At 61.0% G+C, this 19,491-nt stretch carries 17 protein-coding genes; 15 read left to right on the plus strand and 2 right to left on the minus strand.

Going from position 1 to position 19,491, the window contains the following annotated elements; all coding sequences use genetic code 11:
• The first annotated feature begins 46 nt into the window (after positions 1–46).
• The 13 genes from PH558_RS08585 to PH558_RS08645 all read left to right on the plus strand — a co-directional run bounded on the left by PH558_RS08585 (position 47) and on the right by PH558_RS08645 (position 13,644).
• On the plus strand, positions 47–1,006 hold the full coding sequence (locus PH558_RS08585; protein ID WP_285203515.1) for an ABC transporter permease: 960 nt from the start codon (positions 47–49) through the stop codon (positions 1,004–1,006).
• Between the two features lie 3 nt (positions 1,007–1,009).
• Positions 1,010–1,885 (plus strand): ABC transporter permease, encoded by an 876-nt coding sequence (locus PH558_RS08590; protein WP_285203518.1) that lies wholly within the window; start codon positions 1,010–1,012, stop codon positions 1,883–1,885.
• 20 nt (positions 1,886–1,905) lie between these two features.
• Complete coding sequence (locus tag PH558_RS08595; RefSeq protein ID WP_285203520.1) at positions 1,906–2,820, plus strand: dihydrodipicolinate synthase family protein; 915 nt, start codon at positions 1,906–1,908, stop codon at positions 2,818–2,820.
• Positions 2,821–2,825: 5 nt separating this feature from the next.
• On the plus strand, positions 2,826–3,842 hold the full coding sequence (locus PH558_RS08600; protein ID WP_285203812.1) for an ABC transporter ATP-binding protein: 1,017 nt from the start codon (positions 2,826–2,828) through the stop codon (positions 3,840–3,842).
• A complete protein-coding gene (locus PH558_RS08605) occupies positions 3,843–4,796 on the plus strand; it encodes an ABC transporter ATP-binding protein (RefSeq protein ID WP_285203524.1) in 954 nt (317 codons plus the stop codon). It abuts the gene before it with no gap.
• Positions 4,797–5,023: 227 nt separating this feature from the next.
• Positions 5,024–5,908 (plus strand): AraC family transcriptional regulator, encoded by an 885-nt coding sequence (locus PH558_RS08610; protein ID WP_113407693.1) that lies wholly within the window; start codon positions 5,024–5,026, stop codon positions 5,906–5,908.
• 200 nt (positions 5,909–6,108) lie between these two features.
• Positions 6,109–7,194 carry an ABC transporter substrate-binding protein gene (locus tag PH558_RS08615; RefSeq protein ID WP_285203527.1) on the plus strand — a complete coding sequence of 362 codons (1,086 nt, stop codon included), beginning with the start codon at positions 6,109–6,111 and terminating at the stop codon, positions 7,192–7,194.
• An 85-nt stretch (positions 7,195–7,279) separates the two neighbouring features.
• Complete coding sequence (locus PH558_RS08620) at positions 7,280–8,101, plus strand: ATP-binding cassette domain-containing protein (protein WP_285203528.1); 822 nt, start codon at positions 7,280–7,282, stop codon at positions 8,099–8,101.
• Positions 8,098–9,348: a sugar ABC transporter permease gene (locus tag PH558_RS08625; protein WP_285203529.1), complete on the plus strand. Its 1,251-nt coding sequence runs from the start codon at positions 8,098–8,100 to the stop codon at positions 9,346–9,348. Before PH558_RS08620 ends, PH558_RS08625 begins: the two co-directional genes overlap by 4 nt.
• 25 nt (positions 9,349–9,373) lie before the next feature.
• Positions 9,374–10,102: an SDR family oxidoreductase gene (locus PH558_RS08630; RefSeq protein WP_285203534.1), complete on the plus strand. Its 729-nt coding sequence runs from the start codon at positions 9,374–9,376 to the stop codon at positions 10,100–10,102.
• The gene (locus tag PH558_RS08635) at positions 10,102–11,733 is read left to right on the plus strand and encodes an FGGY-family carbohydrate kinase (RefSeq protein WP_285203538.1); all 1,632 of its coding nucleotides are present in this window, start codon (positions 10,102–10,104) and stop codon (positions 11,731–11,733) included. Before PH558_RS08630 ends, PH558_RS08635 begins: the two co-directional genes overlap by 1 nt.
• A gap of 173 nt (positions 11,734–11,906) precedes the next feature.
• A complete protein-coding gene (locus tag PH558_RS08640) occupies positions 11,907–12,305 on the plus strand; it encodes a (R)-mandelonitrile lyase (protein WP_113407698.1) in 399 nt (132 codons plus the stop codon).
• A 418-nt stretch (positions 12,306–12,723) separates the two neighbouring features.
• A complete protein-coding gene (locus PH558_RS08645) occupies positions 12,724–13,644 on the plus strand; it encodes an alpha/beta hydrolase (protein WP_285203541.1) in 921 nt (306 codons plus the stop codon).
• A gap of 1 nt (position 13,645) precedes the next feature.
• Here the strand turns inward: PH558_RS08645 and PH558_RS08650 are convergent, their stop codons facing one another.
• Positions 13,646–15,649: a CocE/NonD family hydrolase gene (locus tag PH558_RS08650; protein ID WP_285203543.1), complete on the minus strand. Its 2,004-nt coding sequence runs from the start codon at positions 15,647–15,649 to the stop codon at positions 13,646–13,648.
• A 21-nt stretch (positions 15,650–15,670) separates the two neighbouring features.
• Positions 15,671–17,251 (minus strand): ABC transporter substrate-binding protein, encoded by a 1,581-nt coding sequence (locus PH558_RS08655; protein ID WP_285203545.1) that lies wholly within the window; start codon positions 17,249–17,251, stop codon positions 15,671–15,673.
• Between the two features lie 122 nt (positions 17,252–17,373).
• Between PH558_RS08655 and PH558_RS08660 the strand changes: the two genes are divergently transcribed.
• Both PH558_RS08660 and PH558_RS08665 read left to right on the plus strand, forming a co-directional pair.
• The gene (locus PH558_RS08660; RefSeq protein WP_285203549.1) at positions 17,374–18,159 is read left to right on the plus strand and encodes a helix-turn-helix domain-containing protein; all 786 of its coding nucleotides are present in this window, start codon (positions 17,374–17,376) and stop codon (positions 18,157–18,159) included.
• A gap of 246 nt (positions 18,160–18,405) precedes the next feature.
• Positions 18,406–19,431, plus strand: a complete 1,026-nt coding sequence (locus PH558_RS08665) for a thioesterase domain-containing protein (RefSeq protein ID WP_285203552.1) — start codon at positions 18,406–18,408, stop codon at positions 19,429–19,431.
• Positions 19,432–19,491: the final 60 nt, after the last annotated feature.

Here is a 19,491-nt window from a genome sequence, read left to right on the forward strand (position 1 = left end):
GCCGCAGGCTCTGTGGCCGGCGCCTTCCTCGAAACATAGGTTCGATATGCTTCACTATGGTCTCAAGCGTCTGGTAATCGGCATCGGCATGCTCATAGCCTTGAGCGTGCTGGTCTTTGTGTTGCTGCGGCTGACGCCTGGCGATCCGATCGATGCCTATATCGATCCGAGCACGCCCCTGTCTCCCGCAGCCATGGCCGATCTGCGTGAGCGGCTCGGGCTGGATCGGCCGCTGCCGCTGCAATATGTCGGCTGGCTGCAGCAGGCTCTGCAGGGCAATCTCGGTTATTCCGTCAAGCGGCTGGATCAGCCTGTCTTGACGCTCGTGCTGTCCCGCATCGGTCCGACGGTGCTGCTGATGGGCTCGGCCCTGATCATGGCGATCGTCGCCGGCATTGCCGCTGGCGTCATCGGCGCCGTCAGGCGCAATTCGGTCACGGATATCTCGCTCTCCGTGCTGGCGCTCGCCGGCATATCGAGCCCGGCCTTTCTGAGCGCGCTTCTTGGTCTTTATATCTTTGCCGTGCGTCTCGGCTGTTTGCCCTCGGGCGGCATGCTGACGCCCGGCGAGGACTTTTCCATCGGCGACCTGCTTTGGCATCTCATCCTGCCGGCCGCGCTTCTGGCGATCGCGCAAGCCGCGCTCATCATGCGCTATATGCGCGCTTCGCTGCTGGAGGTCCTCAACCAGGATTATGTGCGCACAGCGCGGGCCAAGGGCGTGTTCGAATTCTGGGTGATCGTCAAGCACGCTCTGCGCAATGCGCTCCTGCCTGTCGTAACCGTCATCGGCTCGACCATAGGGCTTGCCATCGGCGGTGCGATCTTCATCGAAAGCGTCTTCAACTGGCCAGGCATGGGCCTGCTGCTCGTCGATGCGGTCACGTCGCGCGACTATCCCGTCATCATGGGGGCGACGCTCGTCATCGGCGCCTGCGTCATCCTCGTCAACCTGCTGACGGATCTCGCCTATGCGGTGATCGATCCGCGCATCAAGGTGGGCTGAGAGATGCTGGCGCGAACCGAACGACCAAGCCATGGGCCACTTGCCCGGGCATTCGATCGCTTCCGGCTGAACGGGGCTGCCCTTTTCGGCGTCTGCATCGCCGTGCCCATGCTGCTGCTGATCGTCAGCTATCCTCTTTGGTGGCGGTTCCAGCCCAATGACATCGATCTTCTGGCCATGAACGCGCCGCCCAATGCGACGCACTGGTTCGGAACGGACGGCGTCGGGCGCGATGTCTTTGCCAGAGTGCTTGAAGGCGGCCGTATATCGCTGATGGTCGCGGCAGGTTCCACAGTCATTTCGGCCATCATCGGCTTTCTGTTCGGTTTCGTGTCTGCCTTTGCCGGCCGCTGGGCGGATGCGCTCAGCATGCGCTTCGTCGATCTGGTCATGACCTTGCCGCCCGTGATCTTCCTGCTGGTGCTGGCCTCCATCACCGGCACGGGTATCTTGCCGACGATAACAGTCATATCGCTGCTGTCCTGGCCGCTGCTGGCCCGCATGGTACGCTCTAGGCTGCTGGAACTGCGCGAACGCGATTTCGTCACCGCCGCGCGCGGCATGGGGGCAGGGCTGCCGCACCTGCTGCTGCGCCACGGCATGCCGAACTGCATCGATATTCTGGTGGTCTACGCCACGACTCAGGTCGCCAATGCGATCCTCTTGGAGGCCGGGCTTTCCTTTCTCGGGCTCGGCATTGCGCCGCCCGCGGCGAGCTGGGGCAATATGCTGAATGCGGCCCGCTCCACAGCCGTTCTCGAACAATATCCCTGGCAATGGCTGTTTCCCGGCGCTGCGCTGGTGCTTGCCGTCCTTGCCATCAATTTCATCGGCGACGGGCTGAGGGATGCCTTCGATCCGCACGCTGAACTTCGCTGAACCCAGGAAAGAAAGAGACAATGAGTAAATTCAAGGGCGTGGTGCCTCCCGTTGTAACGCCGCTGAACGACGATTTCACCGTGGATTATCCATCCTATACGAGGGTGCTGGAGCATCTGATCGATGGCGGCTGCCACGGCGTCTTCGTGCTGGGCTCCACCAGCGAAGTCGTCTTCCACGACGAAAAGACACGGCGCGAGATTATCGAGCATTCCGCCAAGGTCGTGAACGGGCGGGTGCCGCTGCTGGTCGGTGTCATCGACCCCACGACAGACCGCGTGATCACGCATTCGAAAATCGCAAAAGAGGCCGGTGCCGACGCCGTCGTGGTTACCGCTCCCTTCTATACGGTGACCAGCCAGTCAGAGATATTGGACCATTTCCGCTATATTCGGGATGCCGTCGATGTACCGCTCGTCGCGTATGACATCCCGGTCTGTGTGCATGTGAAGCTGCAGCGCCAAACCGTGGTGACGCTCGCCAAGGAAGGCACCATCATCGGATTGAAGGATTCCAGCGGCGACGACGGCAATTTCCGCTATGCGCTGCTCGATCTTGCCGATCACAAGGATATCTTCCTGATGACGGGCTCCGAAATCGTCGTCGACAATGCGCTTCTGATGGGCGCGCATGGCGTGGTGCCCGGCATCGCCAATGTCGATCCGCATGGCTATGTGCGGCTGTGGGATGCCGCACAGCGCGGCGACTGGGCGGCGGCCCGGCGCGAGCAGCAAAGGCTTTGCCGTCTGTTCGAGATCGTCTGGGTCGCGCAGGGCCGCGTCAGCGGCGGTGCGGCCGGCATCGGCGCCTTCAAGGCAGCGATGAAGAGCCTCGGCATCATCGATACCGCTATCATGCCCCGCCCGCGCGCGGCGCTGAATGCGGAGGAAACGGCCAGGATCGATGCGATCCTGAAGAACACGGGGCTGCTGTAGGCATGATGACGCCCGCCGCCCAACCCGTTCTCGATATCAGGGGTCTCAGGACCGTCTTCCGCACCCGCGGCGGCGAGTTGACCGCGGTGCGGGATATCGACCTGACCATCGATGCGGGCGAGACGCTGGCGCTGGTCGGCGAATCCGGTTCGGGCAAGTCGGTGACGAGCCTTTCGGTGATGCGGCTGCTGACGCGTAATGTCGGGAAGATCGTAGCCGGCAGCATCCGGTTGCGGGACAGGCGGGGCATCGTCAGCGATCTTGCGGCGTTGGACGACAGCCGTATGCGCGAGATCCGCGGCGGCGATATCGGCATGGTATTTCAGGAGCCGATGTCGAGCCTCAATCCGGTGCTGACAATCGGCGATCAGATTGCCGAGCCGATCCGTATTCATCGGGGGGCAGATCGTGCCACCGCGATGCGTGAGGCGATCGCGCTACTGGAAAGCGTCGGAATTCCCGATGCGCAACGCCGCGTCAGGCAATATCCGCATGAACTATCCGGCGGGATGCGCCAGCGCGCGACCATTGCCATGGCACTTGCCTGCGATCCCGTGCTTTTGATCGCAGACGAGCCGACGACGGCGCTAGACGTCACGATACAGGCGCAGATCCTCGATCTCCTGCAACGGCTGCAGCGCGAGCGCGGCATGGCGATTCTGTTCGTCACGCATAATCTCGGTGTGGTGGCAGAGATCGCCGATCGCGTCGCCGTCATGTATGCCGGCCGGATTGTCGAGGAAGGGCCGACGGAAGCCGTGTTCCGCAATCCGAGACATCCCTATACGCGCGGCCTTTTGGCCTCCATGCCGCGGCTCGGCGAGGCGACACGGATGCGGCAGGCAGGCGAGCCGCTATACGCTATTCCCGGTGTCGTGCCGAGCCTGACGCGCATGCCATCCGGCTGCGCCTTCGCGCCGCGTTGCGCCCATGCGGTTCAGGCTTGCAGCGGGGAGGTGCCGTCTCTCGATGCTATCGACACAAACCATGCGAGCCGCTGTATCCGCTGGCGGGAGATTTAGATGACCGAAGCGCTCGTCTCCGTTCGCGATCTTGCCAAGGATTATGTGTCCCGCGGTGCAAGACTTTCCATCCTTCGTGATATCTCCTTCGACATCGGGAGAGGCGAGGTGGTGGGTCTGGTCGGCGAATCCGGCAGCGGCAAGACGACGATCGGCAGGTCCATCCTGCGCTTGGTTGAGCCATCGGCCGGCAGCGTGCGCTTCGACGGCACGGAAATGACCAGGCTCGGCGCCGGCGATCTGAGGCGCATGCGGCCGCGCATGCAGTATATTTTTCAGGATCCTTTCGCCAGTTTGTCGCCGCGCATGACCATCGGCGAGATCCTGACCGAGGGGCTGAAGATCCAGCGCATCGGCGGCCGTATCGATCGGCTGGATCGCGCGCGGGCAGCGCTCGAACAGGTGGATTTGCCGGCGGACGCGATCAATCGCTATGCCCACGAATTCTCAGGCGGCCAGCGCCAGCGGATCGGCATTGCGCGCGCACTTGCGCTCGGGCCGGAGTTTCTGGTCGCCGACGAACCCGTCTCGGCACTGGATGTCTCCATTCAGGCGCAGGTCATCAATCTGCTGCGTGGCCTACAGCAACGCCTCGCGCTTACCATGCTGTTCATCTCGCATGATCTTGCCGTGGTCGAATATCTCTGTGATCGCGTCATCGTGCTTTATCTCGGGCGGATCATGGAGATTGCCGCAAGCGCCGATCTGTACGCCAGACCGCGACATCCCTATACGCGCGCTTTGCTGTCAGCCATCCCGTCGCCGGACCCGGATCGCAGGCGTAACAGGCAAATTCTGAAGGGCGATATTCCAAGCCCGGCAAACCCGCCAAGTGGCTGTGTCTTCCGAACGCGCTGCCCATTCGCGCTCGACGCCTGCGCAACGAGAGTTCCGCAATTGCGGGAGATTGCGCCGGGGCGGTTCAAGGCCTGTATTCGCGACGATCTCGATTGATCCCGCTTTCGTGCTCATACGGGTCTCGCGACGCGGTTGGCTATGCCGCACTGCACATTTGACCAAACGGGCCACCCTTCATGTCAAAAAAGTATCGGTTGGGCGTACAAGGCGTAGTAGCGGCAGGCGCCTAGGAGGGGTAGATTTACCATATAGAAGACGCGATGGCCTCTGGGAGGAGGCGCCGTAACCGTAACGAATGCGGACGGACGAAAGGAGGTTTGCCGATGAATCCCGATTTGGAAGTGGTCGCGATCGGCAGTGGAGAATCCTTCAAGGCGTGGGAGCACGGCTATCCCTACCGCACGGTTCGCTGGCATTTCCATCCCGAATATGAAATCCACCATGTCGTCGCAACAACGGGTCAATATTTTATCGGCGACTTCATCGGCGAGTTCGAGCCCGGCAATCTAGTGCTGACAGGACCGAACCTCCCGCATAATTGGGTGAGCGACGTGCCTGCTGGTGTCACCCTGCCGCTGCGCTGCCGCGTCCTGCAATTTTCCGAATCCTTCTTTGCCGATGCAAGCAAGGTTTTTCCGGAACTGTCGGCTTGCGCCGGTATTCTTGAGACGAGCCGCCGCGGTGCGCTCTTTACGCCTGAAACAGCGGCCATCGTCGGCCCGATCCTCGGCGAACTGGTGGAAGCAACCAGTATCCGGCGTATCGAGCTCTTCATGAACATTCTTGATACGATGAGCCGTGCTGAAGGCACGCGCACGCTCGCCAGCGCCGGCTATCAGCCGGATCCCTCCGGCTTCATGTCGGCGGGCGTCAATCAGGCTTTGGCTTACATCAATGCTCACCTCACCGAGCCGTTCAGCGAATGCGACCTTGCAGAATTGACCGGTCAGAGCCCAAGCGCCTTTTCGCGGAGCTTCCGTCGCCATACCGGCATGGCGCTGGTGCAGTATGTCAACCGGCTGCGCATCAACTTCGCCTGTCATCTTTTGATGAGCAAGGCCGAGATGACGATCACCGACATCTGCTTTGCGGCAGGCTTCAACAATATCTCGAACTTCAATCGGCGTTTTCTGGATCAGAAGGGCATGGCGCCCTCCCGGTTCAGGTCGCTCTTGGCACAGCACGCACGCGCGGTGGAGGCCGCCTAACACAAGGGAGGACGGGAGGAAGACAGAATTCAGGGCAAGCGAACGGGCGGGCACCTTTGCCGCCCGAAGGAGAAGGCTTGTCCGAAATTACCGCCGCGTCGGCCTGAGATCGCCTTCGGCGACGCATCAACAAGAGCATCGCGTGCGGACAGCTGCGATGATCGAGGGAAACCATTACCATTTGGAACGGAGAAATTCCAATGAACCATTTCGCACTGAAAATCGCCGGCATAGCCGCGCTTGCGGTCGGTCTTCTGGCCGGCACTTCCGCCTTCGCACAATCGGCCAAAGTGACGGACGCGACCGTCGCCTTCCTGATGCCCGACCAGAGCTCGACGCGCTATGAGGAGCATGATTTCCCTGGTTTCCAGGCCGAGATGAAGAAGCTCTGCGCCGGCTGCAAGGTCATCTACCAGAACGCCAATGGCGATGCCTCGCGTCAGCAGCAGCAATTCAATTCGGCGATCTCGCAGGGTGCGAAGGCTATCGTACTCGACCCGGTGGACTCGACGGCCGCCGCCTCATTGGTGAAGCTCGCGCAGAGCCAGGGCGTGCGCGTCATCGCCTATGACCGGCCCATCCCGTCGGCGGCCGCCGACTACTACGTGTCCTTCAACAATGAAGAGATCGGCAAGATGATTGCCAAGTCGCTGGTCGATCATCTGAAGGCGAAGGGCGTGAAGGCTGGCGATGGCGGCCTTCTCGAAATCAATGGTTCGCCGACCGATGCTGCTGCCGGCCTGATCAAGAAGGGCATCCATGCCGGTCTGGCCGACGGCGGCTATCCGGTGTTGGCTGAATTCGACACGCCGGAATGGGCGCCGCCGAAGGCTCAGCAATGGGCAAGCGGCCAGATCACCCGCTTCGGCAAGAAGATCCTCGGTGTCGTCGCTGCCAATGACGGCACCGGTGGCGCGGCCGTCGCTGCCTTCAAGGCCGCCGGCTTCGATCCGGTTCCGCCTGTCACCGGTAATGACGCGACCATCGCCGGCCTGCAGCTCATCATTTCGGGCGATCAGTATAATACGATCTCCAAGCCGAGCGAGATCGTGGCTGCCGCTGCCGCCAATGTTGCGATCGAGCTGCTTTCTGGCGAGACGCCGAAAGCGGACACGAAGCTCTTCGACACGCCGACCAAGCTCTTCACGCCGGCCCTGGTCACGTCCGAAAATCTGAAGGCCGAGATCATCGACAAGACGGTCAACGGCAAGCCGATCCAGACGTCGGAACAGCTCTGCAACGACCGTTATGCCGATGGCTGCAAGAAGCTCGGTATCGGCAGTTAAGGCTGCTCCTCCCAGTCTCCGGCCGCTTCGGCGGCCGGAGGCAAAACGCATCCGATAGCATTTCAACCCGAGAAGGTGGCGAGTCATGAGTGACGCTTCCGATTACAGAGCCCCGGACGGCGAGCTTGTGCTCAGCCTCAAAGGGATCTCCAAACACTTCGGCGCCGTCTCGGCACTGACGGATATCAACCTCGATGTGCATGCCGGTGAAGTGGTGGCGCTCGTCGGCGACAATGGCGCCGGCAAATCGACGCTCGTCAAGGTTCTGGCCGGCGTTCATCAGCCGAGTTCAGGCACCATCACATTCCGCGGCAAACAGGTGACGCTCAGTGACCCTGCAACCGCGCTCGATCTCGGCATTGCCACGGTCTTTCAGGATCTGGCGCTCTGCGAAAACCTCGATGTCGTTGCCAACATTTTCCTCGGCCGGGAACTGAGCCCTTTGAAGCTCGACGAAACCGCCATGGAGGTTCGAGCCTGGACGCTGCTCAACGAGCTCGCGGCGCGCATTCCGAGCGTGCGCATCCCGATCGCCTCGCTTTCCGGCGGTCAACGGCAGACGGTGGCGATCGCCCGTTCGCTGCTGCTCGAGCCGAAACTCATCATGCTCGACGAGCCCACCGCAGCGCTTGGCGTCGCGCAAACCGCCGAAGTGCTGAACCTCATCGAGCGCGTCCGCGACAAGGGGCTTGGTGTCATCATGATCAGCCACAACATGGAGGATGTGCGCGCCGTTGCCGACCGTATCGTCGTGCTGCGCCTCGGCCGCAACAACGGCATCTTCTATCCAGATGCCTCGAACCAGGAACTTGTCAGCGCCATCACCGGAGCCACGGAAAACGCCGTGTCGCGACGCGCAGTGCGGCGTCAGGCCCAGCAGGAATTGAGGGAAGGGGATCAGCCATGAGCCAGGACAGCAAGCAATCGACCATGCTGCTTGACCGCGGCGATGTCCGGGTCAACCATGACACCGGGCTTGGCGCGACCATCCGCTCCTCCATCGACAAGGTTCGTTCCGGCGATCTCGGCTCGCTGCCCGTCGTCGTTGGCCTCGTTATCATCTGGACAGTGTTCGGCACGCTCAACCCGACCTTCCTTTCGAGCAACAACCTCGCCAATCTGCTGTTCGACGCCTCGACCGTCGGCATCATCTCGCTCGGCATAGTATGCGTGCTGATGGTCGGTGAGATCGATCTTTCAGTCGGCTCGATCAGTGGCTTCGCCTCGGCCATGGTCGGCATGCTCTGGGTGAACGAGGGCTGGCCGGTGGCCTTGGCGATCCTGGCGGCGCTGGTTGTCGGCGGCGTGATTGGCGCCATCTATGCCGTGCTGTTCAACCGGCTGGGTATGCCGAGCTTCGTTGCCACATTGGCAGGCCTTCTCGCCGTGCTCGGCATGCAGCTCTATCTTCTTGGCGCCACCGGCTCGATCAATTTGCCCTATGGCTCGGCCATCGTGAATTTCGGCCAGCTTCTGGTGATCCCCCGTCCGCTTGCCTATGTCTTCGCGCTTATTCCGGGCGCGGTCATGCTGGTCAGCGGCTTGAGCGCCGTGCGGCGACGCAAGCAGGCAAACCTTTCGGCACCGTCCATCGGCGGATTGCTGGCGAAGGCGGCTGTGATCACTGTGGCCTTGGAATTCGTCGCCTTCTATCTCAATCAGGATCGCGGCATTCCATGGATGTTCGCCCTGTTCGTGGTGCTTGTTATCGTCATGGATTATGCGCTGACGCGCACGCAATGGGGCCGGTCGATGTCTGCCGTTGGCGGCAATCGCGAAGCGGCGCGCCGCGCCGGCATCAATGTACGCAGGATCTATACCAGCGCCTTCATTCTCTGCGCGATGTTCGCAGCCCTTGGCGGTGTGCTCGCGGCAGCGCGTCTCGCCTCGGCCAGCCAGCAGGCAGGCACCGGCGATGTCAATCTGAATGCGATTGCGGCGGCCGTCATCGGCGGCACCAGCCTCTTCGGCGGCCGCGGCAGCGCCTATTCGGCACTGCTCGGCATCATCGTCATCCAGTCGATCGCCAGCGGCCTCACCATGCTCGATCTGTCGTCGGCGCTTCGCTACATGATCACTGGCGCAGTTCTTGCCATTGCCGTCATCGTCGACTCGCTCGCCCGTCGTTCCCGCGCCTCGCATGGGCGCGGCTGATTTCTTCAAGAAGGTAAGGATTGTTATGAGACAGGATTTTGCCGGCAAGGTCGCCGCCATCACCGGGGCGGCCTCTGGAATTGGCTTGGAATGTGCCAAATCGCTATTGAACGAGGGCGCCAGCGTCGCCCTCGTCGACCGGGCCGAAGATAGTCTGAAAAGCCTTTGCGCCGAGCTGGGGCCGAACGCCTTTCCCGTCGTCGTCGACCTTCTGAACCCCGAGAGCGTGACGACGATGATGCCGCAAATCCTCGACAGGTTCGGCAAGCTCGATATCTTCCATGCCAATGCCGGCGCCTATATCGGCGGCGAGGTCGCGGAAGGCGATCCCGATTCCTGGGACCGTATGCTCGATCTCAACATCAATGCCGCCTTCCGCTCGGTCCGCATGGTGCTGCCGCACATGATCGAACGCAAGACCGGCGATATCATCATGACCAGCTCGATCGCCGGTCTGGTGCCGGTGGTCTGGGAGCCGATCTACACGGCCTCCAAGCATGCCGTTCAGGCTTTCACGCACACGGTTCGGCGCCAGGTCGCTAAGCACGGCATCCGCGTTGGGGCGGTCGCGCCGGGACCGGTGGTGACGGCACTGATCAGCGACTGGCCACAGGCAAAGCTTGATGAAGCGATTGCCGCGGGCGGCCTCATGGAGGCGACCGAGGTGGCGGAAGCGGTGCTCTTCATGTTATCGAGACCGCGTAACATCGTAATCCGGGATCTGGTGATCCTGCCTTTGAGTACGGATCTCTGATGACGGCACCTTATTTCATCGGCATCGATGTCGGCACCGGCAGCGCCCGGGCCGGGGTTTTCGATGCGCATGGCCATCTGCTCGCCGCCGCCAAGCGGCCGATCACCATCTGGCACGAGGCCGGCAGTATCGTTGAGCAGTCGAGCGAGCAGATATGGAAGGCGGTCTGCGACAGCGTCAAAGAGGCTGTCGCAACGGCAAAGATAGCGGCCGGTGACGTTTCGGGCATCGGTTTCGATGCAACCTGTTCACTAGTCGCGGTCAAGGCGGATGGCCGGCCCGTGGCTGTGGGACCATCGGGCGATGCCAATCGCAACATCATCGTCTGGATGGATCATCGCGCGGCCAGCGAGGCGGCGGAGATCAACGCCGGCAACCATGCCGTGCTGCGCTATGTCGGCGGCCGGATATCGCCCGAGATGGAGACGCCGAAGCTTTTGTGGCTGAAGCGAAACCTGCCGCAATCCTTCGCGGCAACGGATCATTTCTTCGATCTCGCCGATTATCTGACTTGGCGCGCGACCGGTTCGCTGCAGAGATCGGTGTGCACAGTCACCTGCAAATGGACCTATCTCGCCCACGAAAAGCGCTGGGACGCGCAATATTTCAAGGATATCGGCCTTGGTGAGCTGGCCGACGAAGGCTTTGTGCGGATCGGCACCGAGATCGTCGAGCCGGGTACCGCACTTGGTGGTGGCTTGAACGAAGCTGCTGCCGGCGATCTTGGCCTCGCCGTTGGTACGCCGGTCGGAGCGTCGCTTATCGATGCCCATGCCGGCGGCGTCGGGACGCTCGGCGGGCAGGGAGCGGACGGCAAAGCCGATGTCAGGAACAGGCTCGCCTATATCTTCGGCACCTCCGCCTGTTCGATGGCATCGAGCGATGACGCTATCTTCGTCGATGGCGTTTGGGGACCCTATTATTCGGCCATGGTGCCTGGCCTCTGGCTGACCGAAGGCGGCCAGTCTGCGGCAGGGGCTGCGATCGATCATCTCGTTACCATGCATCCGGCATCCGGCGAGGCGCATCAGAAGGCCGAGACGGAAGGCTTGTCGCTCGTCGCCTGGCTGGACCGGCAGGCCATGAAGGCGAGCGGAAACACATCCGACGCCGTAAAGCTCGCGCAATCCATACAGGTCGTTCCCGAGTTCCTCGGTAACCGGTCGCCCTATGCCGATCCTGATGCGCGCGCCGTCGTTTCCGGCCTTGGGCTCGAAACCGGTATCGACGATCTGATTGCTCTTTATGTCGCCGGCCTCTGCGGCATCGGCTATGGCCTCAAGCAGTTGCTCGAAAAGCTGGCACACGACGGGATCACCTGCGACCTCATCATCGCCAGCGGTGGCGCTGCCCAAAGCGGCCTTGTGAGGCAGCTTCTGGCGGATACCACCGACAGGCCTGTCGCCGTCGCCGATACGGAGGAGCCTGTCTTGCTGGGTGCCGCCATGCTCGGCGCCACGGCCGGCGGGCATTGCGGCTCGCTCTTGGAGGCCATGGCTGCCATGTCGCGACTGGCGAAGAGGTTCGAACCGGCCGAAGGCGCGGTTAAAGCGCTGCATGCAAGACGCTACGAAGCTTTCGAGCTGCTGCAATCGGTAGATCGCAGCATCCGCGCACTGATGGCGCGATGAACATGGCTGCACGGTCACCCCAAGCACTTGCTCCGCCCTGCCACTCGAAGGGGATTTATCGCCCTCATTCATAAGTCTATGCGTGAACGGCCCCCTACCGCTCTGTGAATCGTGAGCTAAATTAATTCCTATACGGTCGCGCCATCGCAGCCGACCTCAGGAAGGACGTCATCATGGACATCAAGAAGAATGGTACGCAGCCCTCTGGCAAAGGCCCCTCCGACTGGTTCACCGGTACGGTCAGGATCGACCCGCTATTTGCTGCCAATGACGCTCGCCGGGCGGCGGCTGGCAGCGTCACCTTTGAACCCGGCGCGAGGACGGCGTGGCATACCCACCCGCGCGGCCAGACCTTGATCGTCACCGCCGGCTTGGGTCTCGTTCAGCGTGAAGGCGGCCCGATCGAGGAGATCCGGCCTGGGGATGTTGTCTGGTTCGAACCGAACGAGAAGCATTGGCACGGCGCTTCGCCGACCACAGCCATGACCCATATCGCCATCCAGGAGCATCTCGACGACAAGGTGGTGGACTGGCTGGAGCATGTGACGGACGAGCAATATCAGGCAGGGTGAAGGTCCGAGACTGCCGCCGGACCAGCGCCGAGCGGATCGCTCGCGAGCACTCAACGCTTACCATGGTTTGGCCATAAGTCAGCCTCACGAGGTCAATATAGACGGAACCTGCCGCTTCCACGACGCGGCCTAACGATCAAATGACCTCGCGATGGCGGCAATACGGATGGGGAAATATCATGATTAGGCTTGTGATTGGCGCGGCACTCGCGCTCGCAGCGCTGACTTGGTCCAACGCGCAATGCATGCAGATGCCGACGGGCTTTTCCTTGCCGTCAAGCAGCGTATTTGCGGCTGATTGACCCTCGCAGCTTCCGGTAAGGATGTCGCCATCGCGGCGGTGCTGGCCGTGGGCAGATAAGCGTTCGGTTGCGCGGCCGCCTAGTCTCGATCCATTGGCACGAATCGAGGATATCCGATGACCCCTGTTGACCGTCCCATGCCGAGTGAAGCCGGCATCCTGGAGTTCATGGATATCTGCGATTCCTTCTATCCGCCGGATGCGGTAACGGTCTCCATCGCACAGCAGCGCCAATGGTATGACGCGCTCTGCGCTCGTTTCGATCGCCCTTTACCGGAGGGCATGCAGACCGCGGATGATCTTGTATCCGGAACGATTCCCGTCAGGCGTTACAAGCCCGCCAATATCCGTACGACAACGAAGCTCCTCTATCTCCATGGCGGCGGTTTCGTCGTCGGTTCGCTTGAGAGCCATCATGCGATCTGCGCCGAGATCGCCGATCATGCAGGCGCCGAGCTGGTCTCGGTCGATTACAGGCTGGCGCCGGAATATCGCTGGCCGGCTCAGACGGATGATTGTTTCAGCGTCCTAAAGCAGCTGCTCGCCGAGAAGATGTCGGTCGTGCTGATTGGCGACAGCGCCGGCGGCAACCTCGCGGCAGGGCTGGCGGTGCGGGCGCAAGCGGAGGGGCTTTCGGGCATTGTCGGCCAGATCCTGATCTATCCCGCACTCGGCGGCGATCTCGCCTCCGGCTCTTATCAGGAGATGGCCGAGGCGCCGGGCCTGACGACGGCCGATGTCGCCTATTACCGCACTGTTCTGCAGGCGCCGGAAGGCGATCCGATCGCAGGACCGCTTGCCTCGTCCTCTGTGGCCGGACTTCCGCCAACCTTCATCACGGTTGCGCATTACGATCCGCTGCGCGACGATGGCCGCAATTACGCGGCTCGGCTCGCGCAAGCAGGCGTCGAAGTCTGGTTCCGCGAGGAGCCGCAGATGGTGCATGCCTGGCTGCGGGCACGGCATATGAGTGATGGCGCGCGCGCTGGCTTTGCCGCCATCTGCGCGGCAGCAAGCCGGTTTGCGGGCTCCAGCTGACCTACATGAGATCGCGGGAGATGCGTTTTTCCTCGAATATCTTTCGGAAGATTTCGGTCTTGCCCTCATAGGCAACGACCAAGGCGCTAATCACCCAGTCCTTTGCCGTGCAGGATATGAACGATGTCGCCACCGTGCGAACGAACCAGCCGGGGCGGCTCATATCGCAGGTCCATGTGGAGATGCCCGTCATCGACAATGGATCGTTTGGCGCGATCGACCAGACCTCTTCGCGCAGCTGCCGTGTCGAAAGTCCGGTGCCGGGATGTTCGGAAAGGCCGGTATCCTCATGGATTTCATAGCGGGTGACGCCGGCTGAGAGATCACGCACCATCCGCCGCTTTGTGGAGGCGGGTGCGTGTTCGATATATTTCGGCAGCGGATCGGGATTGTCGGGCTGCTTGATGTCGATGATCTCATGCGCGCCGAGCTTGGGCAAAGCAAGGCCGATGGAAGCGATATCGATCGTCAGCCCAGGATCTTCCGGCGGCGGCAGCACCATCGGCCAATATGCCGTCGACAGCGACAGGCGAATGCGATGCCCCTTGCGGAAACGATAGCCGCAGGCATCAAGCGTTAAGGTCACTCTAACCTGTTGGCCTTTGCTCAAGGGCTCCGGCGCGGCATTGCCATTGCGATGGGCGAGATTGAGCACGCCGAAAGAGACGCGCGTTGCGGTGCCGTCCGGATGGATGTCGACGAGCCTGGCACAGAGATTGGCGGTTTCGGCGTCGCAACGCAGCGTCAAGGTGACAACCGGGCGGCCGAGATAATCATGGTCCTCGACCAGTGGCGCAGTCTGGAAGGTCAGTGACCCGGCGTCATCGATACGCTGATCGATCGCCATTTCCGCATCCGGCTTTAAGGTAAACCATTCACCCGAGGCCGTGCCCGTGTCGAGCGGGGAGCGCAGATAGACGGGATGTTCCGGCGCATGCGGGATCGGCATGCCTTCCATCAGCGTACCGAACTGCTCGACATAGAAGCACTGCATCTCCGGCTGCTGCCATTCTTGCTTGGCGATCCAGAAACCAGGATCGAAATCACGCCGCATGGCGGGTTTGGCCGCATCGAGAATATAGGCGCGCACCGATGGCAAGGTCTCGGCGCCGTTGCGCTCGCCGCGCAGCCAGTGGTTCCACCAGGCGATGGCTTCTCCATGGAAATCGACCCGCGGCTTCGGCCAGGCGAAATGCGGATATTTATGGACCCATGGGCCGATCAGCGCCTTGGCCTTATCCCCGAGCCCTGCGACCGCCAGCAGTGGCGTATTGCGATAACCGTCAGCCCAGCCGGCAATGACGATGGCGGGAATATCGAAGCTCGCAAAATCCTCGCAGATCGAGCCGTGTCGCCAGAAGTCGTCGCGGCGCTGATGCTGGAGCCATTCCTCCATGAAGAAGGGTTCCTGCTCCAGGCGCTCCAGCCACATATTCCGCCAATCGTCGCCGACGATGGCCGGGTCGGGCGAGCGCGATTGGTAGCCGAGCATGGTCGCCGCCCAGGAAAGCTGGGCGGAGAGGTGGCAGCCGTTCTTGTAATGGATATCGTCATTATAGCGGTCGACCGTGGAGGCGATCGAAATGACCGCCTTCAGCGCCGGAGGCTTCAGGGCCGCGACCTGCAGGCAATTGAAGCCGCCCCAGGAAATGCCCATCATGCCGACCGAGCCGTTCGACCAGGGCTGCGCCGCGATCCAGGCGATCAGCTCGCAGGCATTGGCAAGCTCGAGCTCGGTATATTCGCCATCGATGATGCCGCTGGATTCGCCGGAGCCTCTTATATCGACGCGCACGCCGGCGATCCCGGCTGCAGCGAAAACCGGGTAGGTGGATTCGTCACGCGGGCTTGTCCCGTCGCGCTTGCGGTAGGGCAGGAACTCGAAAACGGCAGGCACGGGATCCTTCTCCGCGCCATCCGGCATCCAGATGCGCGCGGCGAGCCGCGTGCCGTCCTTCAGGGTGATCCACTGATTTTCGATGGTCGTGAAGCTGCGGTCTGACATGGTCATATATCCCGAAGAGGTTTAGGCATTAAACCATACACGGCTGCCGATGTAGCCGTTGGACATATCGTTGCCGATATCGTCGACATATCCCTTCAGCGTTTTCGAAGAGGCCATGATGTAGTCGTTGAAGACGGGCAGGATCAGGCCACCATCGTCTCGCACCATCAGCGCCAGCTGTCGACAAAGCACCTTGCGCTTGGCCTCATCGAGTTCAGACCTTGCCTGCAGCACCAACTTGTCGAAGTCAGGGCGCTTGAAACGCGTGTCGTTCCATTCTGCGGTTGAGAGATAGGAGGTTGAATAGCGCGAATCCTGCGTCGGGCGGCCACCCCAGAAGGAGGCGCAGAAAGGCTGCTTGTTCCAGACGTTGGTCCAGTAGCCGTCCTCTGGTTCGCGCTTGACGTCGATCGTGATGCCGGCCTTGCGGGCACTTTGCTGGAACAGGATCGCCGCATCCACGGCACCCGGAAAGGCTGCGTCTGAGGTGAGCAACTGAACGGGACGGTCGAGGCCCGATTTCTTGAAATGGAAGGCGGCCTTGTCCGGATCATATGGCCGTTGCTCGATATCGCTCGGCGCAAGCGCGTAGTTGGAGTTGACCGGATAGTCGTTGCCGATTGTTCCGTAGCCGCCCAGAACCTTGTCCAGGATCGACTGGCGATCGATGGCATATTTCAGCGCGAGCCGCAGATCGGCGTTGTCGAATGGCGCCGTGTCGCAATGCATCAGGAAGCAGTAGAAGCCCTTGCCGGCATTGCGGACGATCTCGACGGTTGGTGCCCGCTGCAGCATCGGGACGGTCTTTGGATCGACATTGTTGACGAAATGGACTTGGCCGGAGGCAAGTGCTGCAATGCGGGCGGTGTTGTCGTTGATGACGAGGATCTCGACGCTGTCGACAAAGCCGCGATCGGAGCGCCAATCCTTCGAGTTCTTCTCGAAAGTGGCGCGCACGCCCGGCTCAAAGCTCTTCAGAATGTAAGGGCCGGTGCCGATGGCGGCCGCCGGCTTGTCGACGCCGCCCTTCGGCTGGATGATCAGGTGGTAGTCGGTGAGAAGGAGCGGCAGGTCCGCATTGCCTTCCGAAAGCGTAAGAACAAGATCGCCTGCCTTTTCCTCAATGCCTGTAATTGAGGCCATCAGCCCGAGGGCGCCCGACTGCGAGTTCTTGTCTGCGTGGCGCTTCAAGGTCGCGACGATATCGGCAATGGTCATCTTGCTGCCGTCGTGAAACTGTACGTCGTTCCTGATCTTGAAGGTCCAGACTGAGGCGTCAGCCGATGGCGTCCAGGACGTTGCCAGCGACGGCAGCGGTGCGCCGGTCTTCGGATCGGATTCGACGAGTGTATCGCCCCAAAGACGGCCAATGACGAACAAGACGGAGGCGCTATAGGTTGCCGGGTCGAGCGCATCGCTGGTGGCGCCGCCCTTGAGGCCTAGCTTCAGGTGGCCGCCATGCTTTGCTTCCTGCGCGCGGGCATCGCGCGGCATCAGGAGGCCGGAGGCGAGGGCGGGCAAAGCACCCAGTGCAGCAGCGCCGCCGAGGAAGTGGCGGCGGCCGATTTTCAGCTGCGAAGATTGATCCTTTTGATGCGTCATGACAGTTCCCTTGTTTCCATTTTGTGCGTGGAAACCTAGAGAGCAGATCGGCCCATGCAATTTCGCGACTTGACGCATCTTTAAGCGAGTTTACGCTGCCTCTTTCCGAGACGGAGTTACGGATGCCTCACCTAGTCGAGAACCTCAAAATTGCCTGCGCAACGCAGCGTTCCATTTCGCATTTGTGCCGTGCAATCGATATCAACCGGCAACAATTCAACCGATATATCAATGGTCAGACACGGCCATCTGTCCATAATCTGGCGCGCATCGCCAAGTACTTCGATCTCGACGCAGCCGACTTTGGTCTCGCTCCCGGGCTCTTTCGCGAACGGCTCCGCAAACCGGCCCTGGACCTCAATCAAAGTTCCGAATTGTTAAAGGCGTTCCCCGGAGATCTGACCGCCCTCCGGCGTCATATCGGCTATTTCCAGACCTATCATCGCTCACCGTCCTGGCCGGGAATGGTTGTCTGTTCGTGCAGTCGCCTGATCGAGCAGGGCGGGCTGGTGCATGTCAAGTCGATGGAACGTCTGCGCGACCCTGGAAATGGCATCCATCAGTTTTCGAAATATGTGGGTTTGGCAGCCTTCTATCGAAACAGGATCTTCATTACCGAGCGCGTCGTCGGCCCGAATCCCATATTGTCACAGACGATCCTCCTGCCCTTCGACGAGTACCAGCGCGTCTATCTGCGCGGGACGACAATGGGAGTTTCCTGGCGAAGGGAAAACCTCCCCTATGCCTCACGGATGATCTGGCGCCATGTCGGCATCGAGCCGGACCTGCGTGAGCTTCTGTCGCGCTGCGGACCGCTGCCGCTGTCATCGCGTCAGTTGCCGCCGACGGTCCGCTCATTCCTCGCCGATCCATCCGCCGAAGTATATGCAGTGCCGGCAGAATATTGAGGAGCCGATTGCCCGATTCGGTTAATCTTCGGCCGTTCGAGAGCGAATCCCTCAAATACAATAGAAAGTTGTGCTTTTACAGAATATATTAAGGGTCGCTTTATATGATTGCAGTCTATCTTGAGGTTGGCGACACATGCTTTGACATTCGGGGGCGGTTAGATGCTTTTCTCTGCGAGAACGGATGCAGATTCCGGCCCTCACACCTACATCAGCGATCTGCTTCGGCAAGAAGCAAAGGTTGACTTGCGCCACGACGCAGACATTCCCGATGCTGTTTCAGTCAACCGGGTCTTGAATTTCATCAAGCGCTTGTGGAGCGAAACCGGCGAGGAGCTGGATGTCAACGTCTTCTATCGTCATCGCACCCTTGATGCCCTCGGCCTTGCCATTTCCAACCACGAAGATCTTTCAGTCTCGCCGAAAATCATTGAGCTCCGTGGCGGGGAGGGTGCCGCGCCGCTGCTACTATTTGCCGGCGGAGCAAGCTGCTTCCTGGAAATGCAGCAACTGATCAAGGAAATCCGCTTTTCGGGACCAATTCTCGGTGTAGCATTGACGGCCTTCGACCGCGATCGTCACCATCCGGCAAGAGTGGAAGATGAGGTCCAAAGCACGCTGAAAGCGCTACAGGCAGCCGGGATTGGAGAACCTTATCGATTGCTCGGTTATTCTTTCGGCGGTGTTTTTGCCTTGGAGCTTGCTCGTGTATTGAGGGCACAAGGGCAAAAGATCGCGTTCCTCGGAATGCTTGATACCCCCTTAGGCGAGCAGGAGTGGCCTCTGATGACCTGGGGCAGCTTCATGTGGCAACGCTGGAGGCGCGCCAGAGCCAGAAAGAAGAATGCAAAGAGAGCGCGCCCTCAACCACGTCGTCAAGCATCGACTCAGGCCAATAGGTCGACGATCGAGCGTGGTGAATTCCTCGCGAAAAAACTGAAACCGCTTTCCTTCCGCTACGCCGAACCCCGCACGGCCTATTATCCGGAACTGGCGCCGCAATGGATGGGGGATTATCCGCCGCTTTATGATGCGGCTGCCAGACAACTTCTGCGCATGAAAGGCCTTTACAAGCCAAGCTGTTACGACGGCGAGCTGACCTTCTACCGCAGCCTGCAAGGCTCACCGGTCGATTGCGATCCCAAGACCATATGGGGACGCTTCCTTGCGCACGCAAATTGGGTCGATGTTGCCGGCAACCACCAGAGCATGATTGTCGGCCGCAACGCCGGTACGCTTGCTCGTGAACTCAGCACGCGACTTGAGCGCTGAGCTCTCCATCGGTATGAAAGCGCGAGTAAGGGCTAAGCTGCAGAGGTGAAAGAAGCCGGT

The organism is Rhizobium pantanalense, assembly GCF_030182525.1.
GTDB lineage: Bacteria > Pseudomonadota > Alphaproteobacteria > Rhizobiales > Rhizobiaceae > Rhizobium.

Bases quoted from the DNA above. Each gene is read 5' to 3' on its own strand.
- PH558_RS08615 (WP_285203527.1), top strand. From the start codon at position 6,109: ATGAACCATTTCGCACTGAAAATCGCCGGCATAGCCGCGCTTGCGGTC.
- PH558_RS08655 (WP_285203545.1), bottom strand. From the start codon at position 17,251: ATGACGCATCAAAAGGATCAATCTTCGCAGCTGAAAATCGGCCGCCGC.
- PH558_RS08595 (WP_285203520.1), top strand. From the start codon at position 1,906: ATGAGTAAATTCAAGGGCGTGGTGCCTCCCGTTGTAACGCCGCTGAAC.
- PH558_RS08635 (WP_285203538.1), top strand. From the start codon at position 10,102: ATGACGGCACCTTATTTCATCGGCATCGATGTCGGCACCGGCAGCGCC.
- PH558_RS08630 (WP_285203534.1), top strand. From the start codon at position 9,374: ATGAGACAGGATTTTGCCGGCAAGGTCGCCGCCATCACCGGGGCGGCC.
- PH558_RS08645 (WP_285203541.1), top strand. From the start codon at position 12,724: ATGACCCCTGTTGACCGTCCCATGCCGAGTGAAGCCGGCATCCTGGAG.
- PH558_RS08585 (WP_285203515.1), top strand. From the start codon at position 47: ATGCTTCACTATGGTCTCAAGCGTCTGGTAATCGGCATCGGCATGCTC.
- PH558_RS08625 (WP_285203529.1), top strand. From the start codon at position 8,098: ATGAGCCAGGACAGCAAGCAATCGACCATGCTGCTTGACCGCGGCGAT.
- PH558_RS08620 (WP_285203528.1), top strand. From the start codon at position 7,280: ATGAGTGACGCTTCCGATTACAGAGCCCCGGACGGCGAGCTTGTGCTC.
- PH558_RS08590 (WP_285203518.1), top strand. From the start codon at position 1,010: ATGCTGGCGCGAACCGAACGACCAAGCCATGGGCCACTTGCCCGGGCA.
- PH558_RS08660 (WP_285203549.1), top strand. From the start codon at position 17,374: ATGCCTCACCTAGTCGAGAACCTCAAAATTGCCTGCGCAACGCAGCGT.
- PH558_RS08610 (WP_113407693.1), top strand. From the start codon at position 5,024: ATGAATCCCGATTTGGAAGTGGTCGCGATCGGCAGTGGAGAATCCTTC.
- PH558_RS08650 (WP_285203543.1), bottom strand. From the start codon at position 15,649: ATGTCAGACCGCAGCTTCACGACCATCGAAAATCAGTGGATCACCCTG.
- PH558_RS08640 (WP_113407698.1), top strand. From the start codon at position 11,907: ATGGACATCAAGAAGAATGGTACGCAGCCCTCTGGCAAAGGCCCCTCC.
- PH558_RS08600 (WP_285203812.1), top strand. From the start codon at position 2,826: ATGACGCCCGCCGCCCAACCCGTTCTCGATATCAGGGGTCTCAGGACC.
- PH558_RS08605 (WP_285203524.1), top strand. From the start codon at position 3,843: ATGACCGAAGCGCTCGTCTCCGTTCGCGATCTTGCCAAGGATTATGTG.